The organism is Natrarchaeobius versutus (genome assembly GCF_041205745.1).
Taxonomy (GTDB): Archaea; Halobacteriota; Halobacteria; order Halobacteriales; family Natrialbaceae; genus Natrarchaeobius; species Natrarchaeobius versutus.
The window spans coordinates 106,249-124,885 of sequence record NZ_JBGFCC010000007.1; the positions used below are offsets into that span (position 1 = coordinate 106,249).

Annotated in this window: 20 protein-coding genes; 7 read left to right on the forward strand and 13 right to left on the reverse strand. The window is 63.7% G+C overall.

Annotated elements, in window-relative coordinates:
* Positions 1 to 196 precede the first annotated feature (196 nt).
* Positions 197 to 2,686: a DNA topoisomerase I gene (locus AB7C87_RS16045; protein WP_369730499.1), complete on the forward strand. Its 2,490-nt coding sequence runs from the start codon at positions 197 to 199 to the stop codon at positions 2,684 to 2,686.
* A gap of 17 nt (positions 2,687 to 2,703) precedes the next feature.
* On the opposite strand, the gene AB7C87_RS16050 is transcribed toward AB7C87_RS16045, so the two are convergent.
* Both AB7C87_RS16050 and AB7C87_RS16055 read right to left on the reverse strand, forming a co-directional pair.
* Positions 2,704 to 3,321 carry a TlpA family protein disulfide reductase gene (locus AB7C87_RS16050; RefSeq protein WP_369730500.1) on the reverse strand — a complete coding sequence of 206 codons (618 nt, stop codon included), beginning with the start codon at positions 3,319 to 3,321 and terminating at the stop codon, positions 2,704 to 2,706.
* A 302-nt stretch (positions 3,322 to 3,623) separates the two neighbouring features.
* A complete protein-coding gene (locus AB7C87_RS16055) occupies positions 3,624 to 4,268 on the reverse strand; it encodes a TlpA family protein disulfide reductase (protein ID WP_369730501.1) in 645 nt (214 codons plus the stop codon).
* 189 nt (positions 4,269 to 4,457) lie between these two features.
* On the opposite strand from AB7C87_RS16055, the gene AB7C87_RS16060 reads away from it, so the two are divergent.
* Positions 4,458 to 5,261: a LysE family translocator gene (locus AB7C87_RS16060; RefSeq protein WP_369730502.1), complete on the forward strand. Its 804-nt coding sequence runs from the start codon at positions 4,458 to 4,460 to the stop codon at positions 5,259 to 5,261.
* Between the two features lie 2 nt (positions 5,262 to 5,263).
* On the opposite strand, the gene AB7C87_RS16065 is transcribed toward AB7C87_RS16060, so the two are convergent.
* The gene (locus tag AB7C87_RS16065; protein ID WP_369730503.1) at positions 5,264 to 6,574 is read right to left on the reverse strand and encodes a DUF7544 domain-containing protein; all 1,311 of its coding nucleotides are present in this window, start codon (positions 6,572 to 6,574) and stop codon (positions 5,264 to 5,266) included.
* A 258-nt stretch (positions 6,575 to 6,832) separates the two neighbouring features.
* Positions 6,833 to 7,504 (reverse strand): HD domain-containing protein, encoded by a 672-nt coding sequence (locus AB7C87_RS16070; protein WP_369730504.1) that lies wholly within the window; start codon positions 7,502 to 7,504, stop codon positions 6,833 to 6,835.
* Positions 7,505 to 7,714: 210 nt separating this feature from the next.
* Between AB7C87_RS16070 and AB7C87_RS16075 the strand changes: the two genes are divergently transcribed.
* The 3 genes from AB7C87_RS16075 to AB7C87_RS16085 all read left to right on the forward strand — a co-directional run bounded on the left by AB7C87_RS16075 (position 7,715) and on the right by AB7C87_RS16085 (position 10,341).
* Entirely contained in the window at positions 7,715 to 8,125 is a 411-nt protein-coding gene (locus tag AB7C87_RS16075) for a cobalamin B12-binding domain-containing protein (RefSeq protein WP_369730505.1), read from the forward strand.
* Positions 8,122 to 9,222 carry a methylmalonyl Co-A mutase-associated GTPase MeaB gene (meaB, locus tag AB7C87_RS16080; protein ID WP_369730506.1) on the forward strand — a complete coding sequence of 367 codons (1,101 nt, stop codon included), beginning with the start codon at positions 8,122 to 8,124 and terminating at the stop codon, positions 9,220 to 9,222. Before AB7C87_RS16075 ends, meaB begins: the two co-directional genes overlap by 4 nt.
* Positions 9,223 to 9,396: 174 nt before the next feature.
* A complete protein-coding gene (locus tag AB7C87_RS16085) occupies positions 9,397 to 10,341 on the forward strand; it encodes an alpha/beta fold hydrolase (RefSeq protein ID WP_369730507.1) in 945 nt (314 codons plus the stop codon).
* A gap of 107 nt (positions 10,342 to 10,448) precedes the next feature.
* On the opposite strand, the gene AB7C87_RS16090 is transcribed toward AB7C87_RS16085, so the two are convergent.
* Positions 10,449 to 10,841: a Zn-ribbon domain-containing OB-fold protein gene (locus tag AB7C87_RS16090; protein ID WP_369730508.1), complete on the reverse strand. Its 393-nt coding sequence runs from the start codon at positions 10,839 to 10,841 to the stop codon at positions 10,449 to 10,451.
* A gap of 55 nt (positions 10,842 to 10,896) precedes the next feature.
* Positions 10,897 to 12,063: a thiolase C-terminal domain-containing protein gene (locus AB7C87_RS16095; RefSeq protein WP_369730509.1), complete on the reverse strand. Its 1,167-nt coding sequence runs from the start codon at positions 12,061 to 12,063 to the stop codon at positions 10,897 to 10,899.
* Between the two features lie 156 nt (positions 12,064 to 12,219).
* Between AB7C87_RS16095 and AB7C87_RS16100 the strand changes: the two genes are divergently transcribed.
* Entirely contained in the window at positions 12,220 to 13,287 is a 1,068-nt protein-coding gene (locus AB7C87_RS16100) for a M42 family metallopeptidase (protein ID WP_369730510.1), read from the forward strand.
* A gap of 48 nt (positions 13,288 to 13,335) precedes the next feature.
* On the opposite strand, the gene AB7C87_RS16105 is transcribed toward AB7C87_RS16100, so the two are convergent.
* From AB7C87_RS16105 to AB7C87_RS16135, 7 genes are all read right to left on the reverse strand, one after another.
* Positions 13,336 to 13,950: a HemK2/MTQ2 family protein methyltransferase gene (locus AB7C87_RS16105; protein ID WP_369730511.1), complete on the reverse strand. Its 615-nt coding sequence runs from the start codon at positions 13,948 to 13,950 to the stop codon at positions 13,336 to 13,338.
* Positions 13,943 to 15,166, reverse strand: coding sequence for a mechanosensitive ion channel family protein (locus AB7C87_RS16110; RefSeq protein WP_369730512.1), 1,224 nt, complete (start codon positions 15,164 to 15,166; stop codon positions 13,943 to 13,945). The genes AB7C87_RS16105 and AB7C87_RS16110 overlap by 8 nt, the downstream gene beginning before the upstream one ends.
* An 89-nt stretch (positions 15,167 to 15,255) precedes the next feature.
* The gene (locus AB7C87_RS16115; protein WP_369730513.1) at positions 15,256 to 16,104 is read right to left on the reverse strand and encodes a 16S ribosomal RNA methyltransferase A; all 849 of its coding nucleotides are present in this window, start codon (positions 16,102 to 16,104) and stop codon (positions 15,256 to 15,258) included.
* Between the two features lie 87 nt (positions 16,105 to 16,191).
* The gene (locus tag AB7C87_RS16120; protein WP_369730514.1) at positions 16,192 to 16,668 is read right to left on the reverse strand and encodes a universal stress protein; all 477 of its coding nucleotides are present in this window, start codon (positions 16,666 to 16,668) and stop codon (positions 16,192 to 16,194) included.
* Between the two features lie 108 nt (positions 16,669 to 16,776).
* Entirely contained in the window at positions 16,777 to 17,358 is a 582-nt protein-coding gene (locus tag AB7C87_RS16125; protein WP_369730515.1) for a DUF655 domain-containing protein, read from the reverse strand.
* A 163-nt stretch (positions 17,359 to 17,521) separates the two neighbouring features.
* Complete coding sequence (locus AB7C87_RS16130; protein WP_369730516.1) at positions 17,522 to 17,878, reverse strand: RNA polymerase Rpb4 family protein; 357 nt, start codon at positions 17,876 to 17,878, stop codon at positions 17,522 to 17,524.
* A gap of 6 nt (positions 17,879 to 17,884) precedes the next feature.
* The gene (locus AB7C87_RS16135) at positions 17,885 to 18,193 is read right to left on the reverse strand and encodes a 50S ribosomal protein L21e (RefSeq protein WP_369730517.1); all 309 of its coding nucleotides are present in this window, start codon (positions 18,191 to 18,193) and stop codon (positions 17,885 to 17,887) included.
* An 88-nt stretch (positions 18,194 to 18,281) separates the two neighbouring features.
* On the opposite strand from AB7C87_RS16135, the gene AB7C87_RS16140 reads away from it, so the two are divergent.
* A complete protein-coding gene (locus AB7C87_RS16140) occupies positions 18,282 to 18,557 on the forward strand; it encodes a hypothetical protein (protein ID WP_369730518.1) in 276 nt (91 codons plus the stop codon).
* The last annotated feature ends 80 nt before the right edge of the window (positions 18,558 to 18,637 follow it).

Below are 18,637 nucleotides of genomic sequence, written 5' to 3' on the forward strand. Positions count from 1 at the left end.
GGAGGACTCCACCGTCGTGCCGACCCAATAGCCACTGGTAACACCACACGCGCGTAGCGCGACCACGCGCACACCCGCGCTGTCTACCGATTTTGGCGAAAGCGTTATCAGATCCTCAGTCGTACCGACCGACGATGCAGGATACTCGCCCGCTCGCGCCCGAGCCGCTCGCTCGAGATCCGGGAGGTGACCTCACGTGGAGTTGATCATCACCGAGAAGGACAACGCCGCCAGACGGATCGCGGACATCTTAAGCGGCGAGAGCTACGACTCGAGTCGCGAGAACGGGGTCAACGTCTACGAGTGGGGTGGCAAGCGCTGTGTGGGGCTGTCGGGACACGTCGTCGGCGTCGATTTCCCCTCGGAGTACTCCGACTGGCGGGACGTCGAACCGGTCGAGTTGATCGACGCCGAGATCGAAAAGACCGCGACGAAAGAGAACATCGTCGCGACGCTTCGCATCCTCGCGCGCAAGGCGACCCGCGCGACGATCGCGACCGACTACGACCGCGAGGGAGAACTCATCGGGAAGGAGGCCTACGAGATCGTTCGCGACGTCAACGAGGACGTTCCCATCCGCCGCGTCCGCTTTTCGTCGATCACCGAAAACGAGGTCCAGAACGCCTTCGACCAGCCGGAGGATCTCGATTTCGACCTCGCCGCCGCGGGCGAGGCTCGCCAGATCATCGACCTCGTCTGGGGCGCGGCGCTCACTCGATTTCTCTCGCTGTCAGCGGGGCAACTCGGCAACGACTTCATCTCCGTCGGCCGGGTGCAGTCGCCGACGCTCAAGCTGATCGTCGACCGCGAGCGCGAGATCCAGGCGTTCGACCCCGAGGAGTACTGGGAACTCTTTGCGGACCTCACGAAGCAAACGGACGGCGCCGACGCCTTCGACGCCCAATACTTCTACCGCGACGAGGACGACAACGAGGCCGAGCGCGTCTGGGACCAAGACGTCGCCGAATCGGTCTACGAGACGCTCTCCGGGGAGGAAGCGGCGACGGTCGTCGACGTCAACCGACGCACGCGAACCGACACACCGCCGGCACCCTTTAACACCACCCAGTTCATCCGCGCGGCCAGCTCGCTCGGCTACTCCGCCCAGCGGGCGATGTCGATCGCCGAGGACCTCTACACCGCTGGCTACATCACCTACCCGCGAACAGACAACACCGTCTACCCCGACGATCTCGATCCCGAGGAGCTACTCGACGACTTCGTCGGTCACCCGACGCTCGGCGAATCCGCCGAAGACCTCCTCGAGGCCGACGAAATCGCCCCCACGGAGGGCGACGAGGAGACGACCGACCACCCGCCGATCCACCCGACCGGCGAGATTCCCGCCCGCGGAGACGTCTCCGACGACGAGTGGGAGGTCTTCGAACTCGTCGTTCGGCGGTTCTACGCGACGGTCGCCGACGCCGCCGTCTGGGAGCACCTCAAGGTCGTCGCCGAGGTCGGCGACCACCGGCTGAAAGCCAACGGGAAACGACTGCTCGAGGCCGGTTACCACGACGTCTATCCGTACTACAGTACGTCCGAGAACTTCGTCCCCGACGTCGACGAGGGCGAGGAGCTGTCGATCGACGCGGTCGAACTCGAGGACAAAGAGACCCAGCCGCCACGTCGGTACGGCCAGTCGCGGCTCATCGAGACCATGGAGGAGATTGGGATCGGAACGAAATCAACGCGGCACAACACGCTCGAGAAGCTCTACGATCGGGGCTACATCGAGAGCGATCCGCCACGCCCGACCAAGCTCGCGATGGCCGTCGTCGACGCGGCCGAAAACTACGCCGACCGGGTCCTCAGCGAGGATATGACCGCCCAGCTCGAGGCGGATATGGACGCCATCGCCTCCGGCGAAGCCGGGCTCGAAGACGTCACCGACGAGTCCCGGGAGATGCTCGAGGAGATCTTTGCAAGTCTCGCGGACTCGCGCGAGGAGATCGGCGACCACCTGCGCAAGTCGCTGAAAGACGACAAACGTCTGGGCCCCTGTCCCGAGTGTGGCGAGGATCTGCTCGTCCGCCGAAGCCGCCACGGCTCGTACTTCATCGGCTGTGACGGCTATCCGGACTGTGAGTATACCCTCCCGTTGCCGTCGACGGGCAAACCGCTCATCCTCGAAGACGAGTGTGAGGAACACGGCTTGAACGAGGTGAAGATGCTCGCGGGCCGCCAGACGTTCGTCCACGGCTGTCCGCTCTGCAAGGCCGAGGAAGCCGGCGAGGGACCGATTCTTGGTGACTGTCCGGAGTGTGGAGACGAACACGGCGGCGAACTCGCGATCAAGACTCTTCAAAGCGGCTCGCGGCTCGTCGGCTGTACGCGCTATCCCGACTGCGAGTACTCGCTCCCGCTCCCTCGCCGGGGCGACATCGAGGTTACCGACGACTACTGTGACGAACACGACCTCCCGGAACTCGTCATCCACAGCGGCGACGAACCCTGGGAGCTGGGCTGTCCGATATGCAACTACAAGGAGTTTCAGGCCCGCGAGAGCGAGAGCGGTTCTAATCTCGAGGCGCTCGAGGGGATCGGGGCGAAGACGGCCGAGAAACTCGCGAGCGCGGGTATCGAGAGCATCGACGACTTGACCGACGCCGACCCGGACGACGTCGCCGCCTCGGTAGACGGAATCAGCGCTGACAGGGTCAAAACCTGGCAAGCGAAAGCCTGATCCAACGGCTCGTTACCTCAATCGGTATCGCCGTTCGACGACCGATCGGGTTCGCTCGAGTCCGACTCCCGCTCGAGGGCGGATTCGGCGGCTCGAACGATATCGGTGGATCGCTGAACGCCGATCTCGTGCCACCGTTTCTCCCCGCGTTCGTCGACGACGATCGTCGCGGGGTAGCCGACGACGCCGTAGCTCGCGGCGAGACTGGGAGTGGCGTCGTATCCCACGTACCAGTTCCCGCCGAGATCGGCCCACCACTCCCGGAGTTCGTCCTCGGGCATGGTTTCGGGGGTCTGGTACGTGATCGACGCGACGGTCACCGCGTCGTCGGATGTCTCGAGGAGAGCGTCGTGTGCCTCGGCGAGGCGGGGGATCTGCGCTTGACACTGACCACAGCCGGTGACGAAGAACATCGCGACGGTGACGCCGTCGTTCGGCACGGCGACGGTTCCGGCCTCGCTTCCGCGTGCGTCGATCGTTCGGATCTCCTGTGATCCGGAATCCGCCGTCGATTCGGCGTCGTCCGGCGCTGGATCGTCCGTGCCGAACGTCGGAACGCCCCACCGGACGACGCCGCCTGCTCCGGCGAGTACACCGATGCTCGCGGCGCCCGCAACGAACTCGCGTCGATTCATCCCGAATTCACCCCGTGACTCGCCGGCTCGGCGACACCCACGTGAAACGTCCTCGTCGTTCGGGCGTCGACCGGAGCTTCGAGTCGGGTGTGACGAGACGCATCGCTCGCGACTCGGTCGACTCTCGAACGGTCGGTGACGGGCTGGTGGACGTCACGCCGATCCCCGTTCATACACAGTGGTCGGTGACGAGTTCCAAAGAGTTCACTGGTTCGATAGACGAACCGAACTCGAGTCGGTCACTGGAACAGGCGTGTTAGTCACCGGTGCGGCCGAGTCGGTCACTGGGGCCGTCGAGTCTGTCACCGAAGCCGTCGAGGACCATCGACGTCCCGTCCCCACTCGGTCGACTGTGCCTCGAGGGCCGTCCTGACGCCCGTCACGACGTTGCTCGGGGCAGTTCCGTGAGTGCTTCGCCAGTGAACCGACCCGTCACCCGCCATCGCGATGGTCGTCGGAAATCCGCTGACGTCGTAATACTCGTTGAGCAAGCCGCCATCGTCGACTCCGACAGCCCAGTTGCCGTCGTGTTCGTCCCACCAGTCGGCCAGTTCGGATGCGGTCGGGTCCAACCCGAGGACCGGGTCCACCACCGACAGAAATCGGACCGGTATGTTCTTCTCGCCGTCGTACTCCTCGATGAGGCGATCTCTCGCTTCCCGGATCGTCGCGATCATCTCCTCGCTGGTCGGACATTCCGTTCTCGTGAAATTGAGAAGAAGGACGTACTCGTCAATCGGCACGGAGATCGTCCCCGCCTCGCTCCCGGGGGCATCGACGGTAGAGACGTCGAAGGGCGGACGTGATCGGTGGTCGTCGCCGTCGGAATCGCCATCGCTGTCGGAATGGTGGTCGTCCGATCCATCCGTCCGCACACCGCTCGATCGAAGACACCCCGATATCGCTCCGACCGTCGCAGTCGCGAGGACGAGTTCCCGTCGTTTCATACCTCGTGTTGGTCTCTCGACTGGGGCCCAAAGAATCGATGGATCACCACCGCGATCCGACTCACGGTCCAACAACACTGAGATGGAGCCATGGAGCGTGTGACAGGGATCCACGACTCCGACTAGCGGTACGGAACCCAGAACCAAAAACACATCACAATCGGACTGGAAATAGCCGTTTTCTCCGGTGTGGACGACTTTCCTCCACGAACGAACGGCTTCCCGCCTCTCGGGATGGATAGCGGCTTCTGGAAAGCGTCGTCCTCGAGACGGCGTCCTTTTCACGACCGGTACCCGACTCTCGACCGATCCACCGTGACCGTCGTCGTCACCGCGCTTGCCGGCATCGTCTTCGGTCTCGCCCTCGCCGCACCACCGGGGCCGATGAATGCGATCATCGCCGAGGAGAGCGTCCTCCGTGGATGGTCCGCGGGGTTTCGCGCTGGTCTCGGCGCGATGCTCGCCGACGTCGTCTTTTTCCTCCTCGCACTGGCAGGTGTCGTCGCGGTCGTCGACTCGTATCCGGCCGTTCGACCGCTCCTCTACGTGCTCGGCGGCGTTCTCATGTTGTACTTCGCCGTCGGTGCCTTCGAGGAGGCCAGATCCGCCGCGTCGTTTACCGACGTCGACCCCGGTGAATCGAACGGCTTCAAAAAGACGTTCGTCCTCTCGCTGTCGAACCCGTACCAGATCGGCTTCTGGCTCACGGTCGGCGTCGGCCTCCTCGAGACGGGACAACTCGACGTCTTCGCGCACGTCCCCGGCGTTGGCGACCTTCTCCGGAACGCGCTCGTCGTCCAGACCGGATCCCCGACGCTTCTGGTCGGCTTCTTCGCCGGGATTGCCGTCTGGATCGTCGCCTATCCGGCGGCGTTGGTCTCGGCGGGCCGTCGCGTCGATGCCTTCGCGCCGGCCGTCGCCGCGTTCAGCGCTGTCGTCCTGTCGGGATTCGGGATCGTATTTCTCGCGATGGGAACGTTCCGCGTCCTGTAACCTTACCGACTCGAGTCGTCAGATCTTCCGTGTGAGTCCCCTCCACCCGACTCGTCGTCGCTCGTTCTGTCGCTCGAGCCGTCCATTTCGTCGCTCGAGTCACCCCACCCGGTCGACTCGCCCCAGGTGGATGGACCGCCCCAGGTCTCCGATTCGTCCCCGCTGGCGCTCGATTCGTCGGAATGGGATCCACCCGGACTGCTCGATCGGTCGGACGAATCGGTCGTCCACTGCGAATCACCGTCTCCACTTGTTCGATCGTCACCGCCCGGTCGATCGTGTCCTCCCCACGAGGAGCTATCGGTGGTCGTTCCAGCGCTTCGGCCGCGGTCGGTCTGGGCGCCGCGAGCACGACCGGCAGTCGCCGATCCGCCCGACCGCACGGCACTACGCTGTTCCGGAATGAGATCCAGACTTCCGTCGGTGTCGCCGAGGATCAACAGCGCGTAGTATCGAACGTAGGCTCGAACGGGTGTCTCGACGAACGATCTGATGTAGAGGTAGATCAGGTAGGCGAGAAATCCAGCCACGCCGACGAGAATCGCGAGACTGCGGTCGCCGTCTACCAACATCATCGACGGGAAGACGAACACGAGGCTGCCGATCATCGTGACGAAAAAGGTGACGATGCCAAACACCATCCACAGACAGAACCCGATCACCCACGCGACGGCGAGAAACGCGACCGTTTCACCGAGGTTCGACCGGATCGTCGATGCGATCGTTCGCCAGGCGCTGATCGGACCGCAGTCCTCGAGGGCCATTACGGGAACGACGAACGCCGTTGTCAGCGTGTAGATCGTCCATAGTACGACGTATCCGAAAAATCCGACGAAGAGAGCCGAGAGGATGAGTGGGAGCGCGAGGTCGTCGATATTCCCGACGTCGCCGAACACCGCTGCCAGGAGAATCGGGGTTGCGATCGCCAGAATCAGCGCGGTCCACAACGCCGCACGAAACAATACCAGCCACAGCCCGTGTCGAAGGTTCGCCCGAGCGTACCGACGGACGTGGATCGCTTCCGATCGCAGTGACTCGAGGAAGACGAACTCGAAGAGTGCGGAGAGATACCTGAACACGACGTAGGCGACGATTGCGCCGACCCCGATCAGATACTCGATCGGAATCCCCATCGGGTCGTCGACGGAGAACATCGCCATTGTCGGATTGATATCGAACAACCGGGTGCCGGCCTCGATGCCGCTGATGAGCAAAACGACGAGTGCGATTTTGAGCCATCCGGTCGCGCTGAGCGAACTGAGGTACCGTTTCGTGACGTCGAAGGCGTCACTCAGGTTATCTCCGGCATACATGTTGGTTATCGAACTAGTGTGTGGTCGCAAGTACTTTCTGATACACGGCCGCCATTACGGCCCCGAACGCCGGTCCGTGGCGAGCGATTCAGCGACCGAGATCCGTCTCCGTGTGGCCCTCTAATACAGTCTGCTGTAACGATTTACCGGTGCAACCGCAGGACTGCTCGCGGTTGCACCGTCAATGACTGACAGTAGTTCGTATAAATCGGATACGGATCGACGTTTTGCGTTTTGCGTTTCGACGCCCTGTGAGCGTTACCCCATTCCGGCGATCTCGTCCTCGAGCCACTCCCGGAACCACTTAACGCGTTTGAGTCGCTGGTGGGCGATCCCTTCTGCGGTCTCGCTTTGAACCCGAGAGGCCGCGTCGTAGCCGCGCTCGAGGACGCGTTCGATCATCTCGTCTGCGTCCATGTGAGTGCGTGCTTCGTAGCCCATTCGCAACAGCATCAACGCGGTGCCGTTCGCGCCGATCTTGTCGAGCAGATCGGCCTCGATAAGACACTGCGTCTCGAGTGCGAGATCGTTCAGGTTCCCCTGGTAGGAGTGGTGTTCGATCGCCTGACATACCTGCTTGATGAACGACTCGGGGTACTCCGAACGCGATTCGAGATACTCGCGAGCGACGCGAGCGCCGGCCTCGGCGTGGAGTTCCTGGTCGGCCTCGAGTTTGGCGACGTCGTGAAAGAGGGCGGCGACGCGAGTGACGTCGATGTCGGCACCTTCCTTTCTGGCGATCTCTTCGGCGAGATCGACGACGTTGAGGATGTGGTTGTGTCGGTACTCCGCGGAGTGCCACGGATACCAGCGCATGCGGCCGCCTTCTTCTTCCTTTTCGACGCTTGCCGCGAGGTACTCGAAGACGAACCCTTTCATCTCCTCGAACTCGGTGTCGGGTACCCTGTTTTCTTTTATTTCGACGCCCACGAGAGATCCCTCCGCAATAGACGAACGATAGTCATTGACAGAATGTTCGGTAGTTTCGCTCTTTAGCCTTTGGTTCGGTATACGGACGGATTCGACGATTGTCACCGATGTCAATCGTTTCCCTCCGCTCGCCGTTCGTGGTGGTGAAAACCGACCCACACGAACCCCGCATTCCGTTAGAGTCAAAGAGACGGCCACTGAACGGTACGTATGAGCAACGATCAGGGAGCGATTAGGTGCCTCGTCGCGAAGGTGGGACTCGACGGCCACGATCGGGGTGCACACGTCGTCGCACGCGCCTTTCGCGACGCCGGTTTCGAAGTGATCTACTCGGGTCTGCACAAGGCCCCCGACGAGATCGTCCAAGCCGCCGTTCAGGAGGACGTCGACGTCCTCGGTATCTCCATTCTCTCGGGCGCACACGACACGCTCGTCCCGAAAATCATGAACGGCTTAGAAGCGTACGGCGCCAAATCAGACACCCTGGTTCTGGTTGGTGGCGTCATTCCCGACGAAGATCGAGACGAACTCTACGACGAGGGCGTTGCGGCTATCTTCGGGCCGGGAACGTCGATCGAGGAAACCGTCGAGTTCGTCCGCGAGAACGCACCCGAACGATGAGTCCGGACGACGACGCGTTGCTCGAGGACCTCCTCGCAGGGAAGCACCGAGCACTGGCTCGCGTCATCTCGAAGATCGAGGACCGATCGCCCGGCTATCGGGACCTCGTCTCCGAACTGTACGCCCACACGGGAGGTGCCGACGTGGTTGGGATCACCGGAAGCCCCGGCGCCGGGAAATCGACGCTCGTCGACAAACTCGCCGAGACCTACCGCGAACGGGGTGAGACGGTTGGAATCGTCGCTATCGACCCCTCCTCGCCGTTTACCGGCGGAGCCGTCCTCGGCGATCGAATCCGGATGGCGTCGACGGTCGGCGACATGGACGTCTTCGTCCGCTCGATGAGTGCCCGCGGGACTCTCGGCGGGCTCTCGACTGCGACCGCCGACGCCGTCAAGGCGATGGACGCGTTCGGCAAGGACAAAATCGTCATCGAAACCGTCGGCGCGGGCCAAAACGAGATCGACGTCGTCCGCACTGCGGATACGGTCGCCGTCCTCGTCCCGCCCGGATCCGGCGACGAGATCCAGACGCTGAAAGCCGGCATCCTCGAGATCGCGGACGTCTTCGTCGTCAACAAAGCCGACCGCGACGGCGCCGACCGAACCGTCCAAGAACTGCGCGAGATGATCCAACTCGACGACGGCGGCCAGGGTCACGATGCCACCTCGTCGGGCCACCACGGTCCGGGAACTGGCGTCAGCCACGGAACAGACGCCGGCCACGGAACCGACGACGACTCGAGCGCCGGATCGAACGGAGCCCAAACGTGGACGCCACCGATCGTCGAGACCGTCGCAACGAGAGGAACGGGCGTCGACACGTTCGTCGACGAACTCGCCGCCCACCGAACACACCTCGTCGAATCGGGCGAACGCGCCACGAAACGCCGGAATCGATACGCCGAGGAGATCAGAACCCTGCTCAGAGAGGACGTCCACACGGTTCTCGAGGCCGAACTCGAGCGCGCTGGCGGCGTCGACGAACTCGCGGAGGCCGTCCGCCGCGGCGAGACGGATCCGTACAGGATCGCAGACGAACTTCTCGATCCGGTCGAGCGCTGTCTGGCGAAACTCGGGGAAGCGGATCGGAGCTAATACGGATTGTCGTTGCGTTTTACCGGTGGTCGCTCGGACGGGTTCGGCAATCACCGAGACGCAACGACACCAATCCGTACGAGTCGCCGCCCGTCCGAGAATGGGTAATGCCGTGAACGATCCGTTCGGCGTTCGACCGTACATCTAAGGGTGTTGCGGGAGAACAGCCGTCGTATGAGAGCCCGAACGATTCTTGGCGCGGCCGCGGGCGCCGTCGGCGCCGCCGTGGTCGGAAACCGCCTCCTCGCGAATCGCGCAGGCGACCTCGAGAACCCGCTTCCCGGGGTCGAGCGGACGTTTCGGTGGCGCGGGATCGAAGTGAGATACACCGTCGCGGGCGACCCCGACGACCAGGACATGCTCTTGCTCCACGGAATCCACGCCGGTGCGAGCAGCAACGAGTTCGAACCGATCTTCGAGCGCCTCGCCGAACACTACCACGTCGTCGCGGTCGATCTCCCTGGATTTGCCCGATCCGAGCGGCCGCCGCTGGTCTACTCGCCGACGCTGTACGCCGAGTTCGTCCGGGATTTCGCGGGAGACGTCACCGACGAGCCCGTCGTCGTCGCCTCCTCGCTGACCGGATCGTTCGCCGCCGATGCCGCGAGCGAAACCGACGTGACCGCGCTCGTGTTGATCTGTCCGACCGACGAGACCGCTCCGGAACGACCGTGGCTTCGCACGCTCGTTCGGACGCCGATCGTCGGCACGACGATCTACAACGTGCTCGCGAGCAAGCCGTCGATCCGCTACTTCTACGATCGGGATGGCTACTACGATTCCGGGTCGATCGACGAGGCGGAAGTCGCCTACGCCTGGAAAGGCGCCCACCAGCCCGGTTCCCGGTACGCACCCGCCTCGTTCGCCGCCGGAACGCTCGACCCCGACGCCGACCTCGCCACCGAACTGGCGGAACTCGAGGTTCCGACGACGCTCGTCTGGGGACGGGACGCCGAACTCGTTCCCCTGCGTGAGGGCCGGGAGCTCGCCGAGGCCGCAGACCTCGAGTTAGTCGTCATCGACTACGCGACGCAACTCCCCCACGCCGAACACCCCGACCAGTTCGTCGAGTATCTGAGCGCGGAGTTGACGAGCGCCGAGGCCGACGTCGACGACTAGTGACGTTTCCGGTCCGACTGACGGACAAAGCCGTGTGCGATCGATGTCGATTTCACTCACCGGTCGGCACTCGAGAGGATACTCGCCGCCGGAATCGCCGTTTCGGGTTACACCGCCTCGAGGCCGAGAACCCGTTCGTCGGTCGTCTCGGAGACCGTGACGACGAGTTCGACCTCGAGGCCGTTCTCGACGGCATCGGGATCGAGACCGATGATTTGGCCCGTGATCCGAACCGGACCGAAGTTTGCGATCGCCGTCGCGTACGGTGCATCATCCTCGAAGGCGGGCGTCGGCACGTGCGTGACGGTGAACGTTTCGACCTCGCCGGTCGCCGGGAGTTCGACGCGCGCTAACTCCGTCGAACCGCAGTCGGGACAGACCCGCCGAGGTGGCAACGATCCGTGGCCGTTTGGACACTCGAGGTAGAACGCGTCGTCCTCTTCGGCCGCGTCGAGCCACTCGTCGTAACCGGCGTCTTGCACACCGTTCTCGCCGCTCATGCGATCACCTCCAGAGCACGCACTGGCGTCATCGCACTCGTCTCTCTGCGTTCGCTCATGCGATCACCTCCAGTACGTGAACGGTTGCACTTGCGACCGTACCGCCCGCGTTGTGGGCGAGGCCGGTCGTCGCGTCCTCGACGTACTCGCTGTTTGGATGCTCGCCCGAGAGCAAGGTCGTGATCTCCGCGACCTGTGACGCGCCGGTCGCACCGACCGGGTGTCCCTTCGCCTTCAGACCACCCGAGAGGTTGATCGGCGTCTCGCCGTCCGCTGTCGTCCGGCCGTCTCGAGCGGCCGAGATCCCTTCACCGATCGCTTCGATGTCGAGGGCTTCGATCGCGAGCACCTCTGCGATGGTAAAGCAGTCGTGGACCTCCGCGAAGTCGACGTCGCTCGCGGCGACGCCGGCGTCGGCGTACGCTTCCTCGCCCGCCTTACGGGCCGCCGGCGAGCGCGCGAGGTGTTCGCGGTCGTGAAGCGCCAGTCGGTCGCCGCCCTGTCCGGTTCCGGTGATCGCGACCGGGGCGTCGAGGTCGTGTTCCTCCGCGTACGCCTCACTCGTAAGGACGAGCGCGGCGGCGCCGTCCGAGATCGGACAGGAGTCGTACAGGCCAAGTGGCGTCGACACCCACGGCGCCTCGAGGGCATCCTCGACGGTAATCGCGCTCCGGTACTGGGCCTTCTCGTTCGGCAGGGCGTTCTCGTGGTTTTTGACTGCGACGTGAGCTAAATCCTCTCGGCCGCCGCCAAACTCGGTGAAGTACGCCTTCGCCATCAACGCGTACGCACCGGGGAACGTCATTCCGGCGCGGACCTCCCAGAGGTCGTCGGCGGCGATCGCCAACGCCTCCGTCGCGCCCGCGGTCCCGAGGTTAGTCATCCGCTCGGCGCCGCCGACGAGGACGACGTCTGCTTCGCCGTTTCGGATCCGGTAGACGGCGTCCCTGATTGCGACGCCGCTCGAGGCACACGCCGACTCGTATCTGGTCGCCGGCGCGGTGACGCCCGCGGCTTCGGCCATCAGGGGGCCCTGATGGCCCTGGTGTTCCGCGAGTTCGCCCATGAAGTTTCCGTAGAGGACGGCTTCGACGTCGGACCTTGGGACGTCGCTATCTTCGAATGCCGCGATGCTCGCCTCGGCAAAGAGGTCACGTCCGGTCCGTTCGGGAACGTTGCCGAACGGGGTGATCCCCGTTCCCGCAACACGTACGTCACTCATGAACAGAGGTAACGTCCCGATCGGTTAATACTCCGTGGTTAATCTCTCCGCGGTTTTCGTGTACGAATGCGTCACCCGCTGAGACGCTTTGTTGCGGTGACTGTCGAGCGCTATCGGACCCGCGTGCTTATCATCGAACGACGGTCACGTCCAGGTATGGACTCACCGACATTCGATTTCGACGGTCTCGCGGAACTGACCGAAACGAGCGGCGTCCCGGGCTACGAGGATCGCATTCGTGAACTCGTCGTCGACCGCCTCGAGGAGAGCGTCGACCGCGTCCGGACCGACGCGATGGGTAACGTCGTCGGCACGCTCGAGGGAGTCACCGATTACTCCGTCGCCGTCGCCACCCACATGGACGAGATCGGCTTTATGGTTCGTCACGTCCGGGGAAAAGACGACGGCTTCGGTTTTCTCGAACTGGACGCACTCGGCGGCTGGGACGCCCGTGTGCTCAAAGCCCAACGGGTGACGATACACACCGAAGACGGCGATCTGCCGGGCGTCATTGGCTCGCCGCCCCCACACACGTTAGACGAGGAAGACCGAGAGAAGATACCCGACGTCGAGGACGTCTTCGTCGACGTCGGTCTCCCGACCGAGAAACTCGAGGAGCGCGTCTCGCCGGGCGACCTCGTCACGATGGATCAGACGACCGAGCGCGTCGGCGAGACGATCACCGGCAAGGCACTCGACGATCGGGTCTGCCTGTTCGCGATGCTCGAAGCCGCCGACCGACTCGAGACGCCCGATGCGACGATCCACTTCTGTGCGACCGTCCAGGAGGAAGTCGGCCTCCGCGGTGCTCGAGCGCTCGGCGTCGACGTCGATCCCGACCTCGCGATCGCACTCGACGTCACCGTCGCCAACGACGTCCCCGGCTTCGACGCGGGAGAACACGTCACGAAACTCGGAGAGGGAGCCGCGATCAAACTGAAAGATTCGAGCGTCATCACCAATCCGAAGGTCCACCGGCGGATGAAAGCCGTCGCCGAGGAAGAGGAGATCGACTACCAACTCGAGATCCTGCCCGCCGGCGGCACCGACACGGCGGGGTTCCAGCACACGGCGGGTGCGAAACCGGTCGGCGCGATCTCCGTTCCGACGCGGTATCTCCACACCGTCACCGAAGCCGCTCACGTCGACGACGTCGCCGCGACGATCGACCTCCTCGAGGCGTTCCTCGAGACCGAAGACGGCGAACACGACTACACACTGTAGGTCGTCGCCGGGGACATCTGGATCGTATCGGGATCGCCAGGCTCGCTCTCAGCGGAACAGCTCGAGTACGGTAAGCGTCTCGAACGGGAACGACTCGTCGGCGACGGCGGCCGCGCTAAAGCCCTCTTCGCCTGCGCGTTCGACGACCGCATCGACGCCGGTGAGACTGCTCACGAGCAGGTAGACCGCCCCCTCCGGCGCGAGCACGCGTCCGATGTCGGCGAGGAAGGGATCGATCACCGCGCGGCCGTCCTCACCCCCCGAGAGCGCACGCTCCATCCAGTCGTCCCACTCGTTTTCCGGCTCCGTCGGAAGGTACGGCGGGTTGAACAGGACGGCGTCGAACGCTCGGTCCGCAAACGGTGAGACGAGGTCCGCTCGGACCGCCTCGACGCCACCACCAGCCGCCTGGCGAACGGCGTGTGGGTTGATGTCAGCCGCGATCACCCGAGCCTCCGTCTCGTCGGCGACGCGCGCGGCGACGTAACCCGAGCCGGTCCCGACCTCGAGGACGAGCGGCCGCTCGCCGGTGTCGTCGTGGTCGTCGTCCCTGTTTCGTTCCTCCACAAGGCGCGAACAGGCCGCCTCCGCGAGCAGTTCCGAATCCTCCGCCGGCTGGTAGACGTCCGTCTCGAGGCCTCGTCTCGAGGCGAGATCAGTCATCGTTCCTCCCTTCGGTCATCCGATACTCCTCGCCTCGAGTCGCCTGCTCGGAAGCGGCCGCTCCGTCCGCCTCGTCCGTTCCCCCACCGGGCGTCGTCTCGCCGGTCCCGCCGGCGTTCCTGGGTGGGGCGCCGTCATCGACGCGAACGTCGGCCCCGGCCCGGCTCGAGAGCTCGCGCTGGGGGAACGGAATCCCGATTCCCTCACTGGCGAACTCGCGTTTGATTGCGTTGATCGCGGCGGTTCGTGCGCGCCATCGTCGCTTCGAACTCGGTCGATCGATCCAGAAGCGAACGCCCAGGACGACCGCCGAGTCGCCGAACTCCTTCGTGACGACTTGGGTACCCGGCGCGGAGAGTGTGTGTTCGAGGTCGCCCACGACCGTCTCGGCGATTTCGGCGGCTCGCTCGACGTCGTCCTCGTAGTCGACGCCGACGTCGATCTCGATCCGCAGTCGCCCACGTTTCGAGCGGTTCGTCACCATACTCGAGGAGATGACGTCGTTGGGGACCATGACGTATTCGCCGTCGAACGAGCGGATGCGGGTGTTGACGATCGAGATGTCGGTGACGATCCCCTCTCTGTCCTCGACTTCGATCCAGTCGCCGATCTCGAACGGTCGATCGAACATCAGGACGAAGCCGGCGAGGACGGTTCCGAGCGTCTGTCTGGCGGCCATACCGACGACGATTCCCAGAAACCCGGCCCCGACCAACAGCCCGCTCAGGTCGTCGATCCAGACGCCGAGAACGACGACGAGCGAGACCGACCAGATGATCACCTGTGCGATCCGGTGGCTGATCTCTCGTTGATGGGCAGTTACCGCCGAGGCCGATCCGAGCAGTTCGTCGATCACCCGCTTGACGAACCGCCTGAAGATGAGCGTCCCGACGATCAGGATGAACGAGACGATCGCTTTTGCGAGTATCTCGCCGCCGAGGTCGAGTTGTGCGTACCCCTCGCGGATCGTATCCGCCTGGTCCCAGACGCCGACGACCACGGTCAGCGTGAGCAGGAATGTCGTGGTGAGCACGGCCGTGGAGATAACGTCGCCGTACAACGGTTTGGAGCGCTCGCTGACCACCGACTGGAGTCGACTGTACGAGACCAAAACGATACACAGGACACCGACCGCCGCGACAGTCACCGCGAGTTTTAGCTCCACCGACTCGACGGCTTCTGCCAACCAATCGAGTACCGCCAGTACCTCGGACATGGTGAACGTTGCCTCTCGGCCTGTCGTCCGTCCAGCTTTGAGTATCCGTCGGTCGGGGCCGCCGGTCGGATCGTTGCGGTAGCCGACCGTTAGCCGTCGGTCGCGGGCTGACCGACCTCGAGTGCGATCCCGGCCAGTTCGGCGAACGCCGCCGGCGACATCGCGCCGGCGCGCTTTCGAAGGACGGCCTCGTCTGCCGCCTCGACGACCGCCTCGGGCTCCTCGAGGCCGGAGATGTGGGCCGTGTTCCGTATCGCGTTTCGGATCGTCTTCCGGCGCTGGGTGAACAGTGCCTTGACGAACCGCAGGAAGAACTCCTCGTCGTCGACCTCGTAGTCCGGCTCGCGGGGCTGTGCCCGGACGACCGCGCTTTGGACGGCCGGCGGCGGCGAGAACGCCTCTTTGGGTATCGACTCGACGATTTCGACGTCCGCGTAGTGTTGGGTCGACACCGACAGCCGCCCGTACGCCGAGGTACCGGGCTCGGCGACCATCCGCTCGGCGAACTCCTGTTGGTACATCAACACCATCGGCCGCTTTTCGGGGAGGAGCCGAAAGGATATCTCGCTCGAGACGCCATAGGGGAGATTCGAGACCGAGGCGGTGAATTCGGGCAACTCAACCGAGAGCGCGTCACCTTCGATCACCGTCAGCCGACCGTCGTCGATCTCCTCGGCGAACTCCTCGCGTAAAAATGCCACGAGGTCGCGATCACGTTCGACGACCGTTACCGCACCGTCGTCGCCCGTCTTCGCCAGCAATCGGTCGGTCAACGCACCGGTTCCACCGCCGATCTCGAGGAGGTGACCGACGTCCGCGTCGTCGGGTAGATAGGTCGGTAGCCGATCCAGTACCCGGTCGTCGACGAGAAAGTGCTGGTCGTGATCCGGATCGCCGCGAACACCCGCCCTTGCGAGCAATCGATCGGGGTCTCTCATTACCCGCGATTGAGCGCCAATCCGGGTAAACGCACCGTCTCCATCCGATTGGGAGCGAGAACAAAAAAAGCGATACCGAAGACCGTCTTAGACGGTTCCTTGTCGAACGTACGTCACCGGACAGGGTGCGTTGAGCATCACCTGCTGGGCGGTGCTCCCGAACACCGCCTTTCCGGTCGGCGACCGGCGACGACCGCCGACGACGACGTTGTCCGCGTCGACGTCCTCCGCGAGGGTGACGATTTCGTCGGCTCGGTCGCCGACGATACCGCGGATTTCGACGTCGACGTCCGCGGCCTCGAGTTCCTCGGCAATTTCGCCGACCGGTTCGGTCTCTCGTGCCAGTGACTCCGGCGGGACACCACCCTGCTCGAGATCGAGTCCCATCCGGTCGATGGCGTCGTGGTAGCTCTGGACTTCGTCCTCGTACTCGTCGGCCGAGATGACGTGTGCGAGGACGACCGTCGCGCCCGTCGGTTTGGCGATGTCGATCGTCTGTCTTGTCAGCTCTTCGAATCGCTCGCTGTCGCCGGAGCCGACCGCGAGTAGAACGGTTTCGATCATCACTCTCCGTTCAGTTGCAACGGGCTTAAATGTAATGTGGGATGAGATTCCGTCTCCCGTATCGTCCGGATATCACTCCGCTCGTACTGTCAGCTCCGTCTAGCAGTATCAGTCGTCCTGGCCGACGAACGTCTGGTATTTGAGGTCGTCGTCGCGAAGCTCCTCTAAGATGCGTTCGACGAGAATTTCGTCGGGGTCGTGGAGACCCGAGACGCGCTCGGAGAGCTCGTCGAAGCTCTCGAACGGTTTGCGCTTTCGTTCGTCGAGGATGCCGTTTCGGAGTTTCTTCCCGATCCCCGGCAAGAGGTTCAACTGGTGGAGCCGCAGGGTGATCGGCTGTGCCTCGTTGTAGAAGTCGACGAACCGCTCTTCGTTCTCCTCGACGACGTCCTGGACGACGTACTCGAGTTCCGAGCGGGATCCCGAAGAGAGATCCTCGTACTCGACGCGTTGACACTCGGTGACGACCTCACGTTCGTCGGCCGGCTCGATGACCACCTCGCTACCGATCGTCAACCGTTCGTCCTCGTCGAACGCCACTTGATAGAGTTCGAAGCTCTCGACGTCGATCGCGTACCCCGCCGGTGACTTCTCGTACTGGGGCCGTCCGTCGTCCGACAGACCGTGTGCGAGGTAATCCAACACGACCGCGCGCCGAACGTCCGTCCCGTCGCTGTCGGCTTCGCTCATTGTCAGGCGATACGGCGACGGCATACTTAAAGAGTCGGCTCGCTCTCATCTCCACACCCCGTGCAATCGATACCCAGTTGCGACGATCCGTGCCGACGGACCATCCCAGTCTCGGCGACCTGCGGCCGGCCTGTGGCTTACTGAATCGTGAGTGCCTTCCGTCTCAGGCGTACCTGGCAACGACGTTGAGAATTTCGTCGAGTTCGTCGCCGGACAGCGAGTACCGCTGTTGGGCGTAGACGGACCGCAGTTCGTCCCGATTGCGTGGCAGGAGGTTCGCGATCTTGTACGCCGTCGGCTCGTCGACCTTCTCGAGAGCCTGTAAGTCGTCGACCAGCTGTTGGGCCTCCGCCGGCTCGAGGACGGTAAAGCGATTCGCGTGTTCGATCGCTCGCGCGAGCTCGTAGGGGAGTTCGCGCTGTTCGTCCAGTGCGCGTTCGGCTTCGATGTCGGCGAGGAGCTCCTTGGTCTCCGAAACCGTAAGGAACTCCTCGTCGACGATCTCCTTGAAGATCGTCATCCGTTCTCAGACGCGGTCTTCGGAGCGCTCTTGGGCGCGCAGGTGTGCCGCAGTGACGATCAGGGTCTTCTCCTTGCCGCCGTCGTTGATCTGGACTTTGAACGCGTTCCCCTGCTTGCCGACGACCTCGCCGGTTCGACCGTCGAAGCGTGGGTGGAATCGGCCCTTGTGTACGCTCGGGTCGATCTTGAGGTGGACGTTCTCACCTTCTTCGTAGTCCTGAATCGCGCGCTGTGGGGGGGACGATCCTCGATCACGAGGGGCGTTCGAGAGCTTGTTCCGGGTTCCCTGCCGAGGTCCACTAGAGTTGGGCATAGTCGTACGCCTCTCTTACTTGGTGATGGTTATAAAACGCACGTTCCGTCCCCGCGGAGGTATCGGTCGGGATCGCTTCGATAGTCCGATGGTGTGGGCACGAGGACCGCTACTCGAGTGTGGGAACTGGCTCTCCGGATGCTCGTCTTCGCCGTCCGATCGACAGTTGCGGTTCGGTTACACTCGTAACGACGAGAGCGCCACCAACGCCCGCGAGAAGTGCTTTATCCGCCGGTTCTGGCAGAACGACGGCGACGTACTGCCCGGCGATCGCACCGAGGAGAAAGCCGAGGTTGATACCGACGACGCCCGCGATTCCCCGGCCTCGACTGATACGGTTTGCTGTAACGATTTACCGGTGTGACCGCAGGACAAGTCGCGGTCGCACCGGAAATGACTTACAGGAGATCGTATGAGGGGTGCGTACAGTCCAGCGACCGCGGC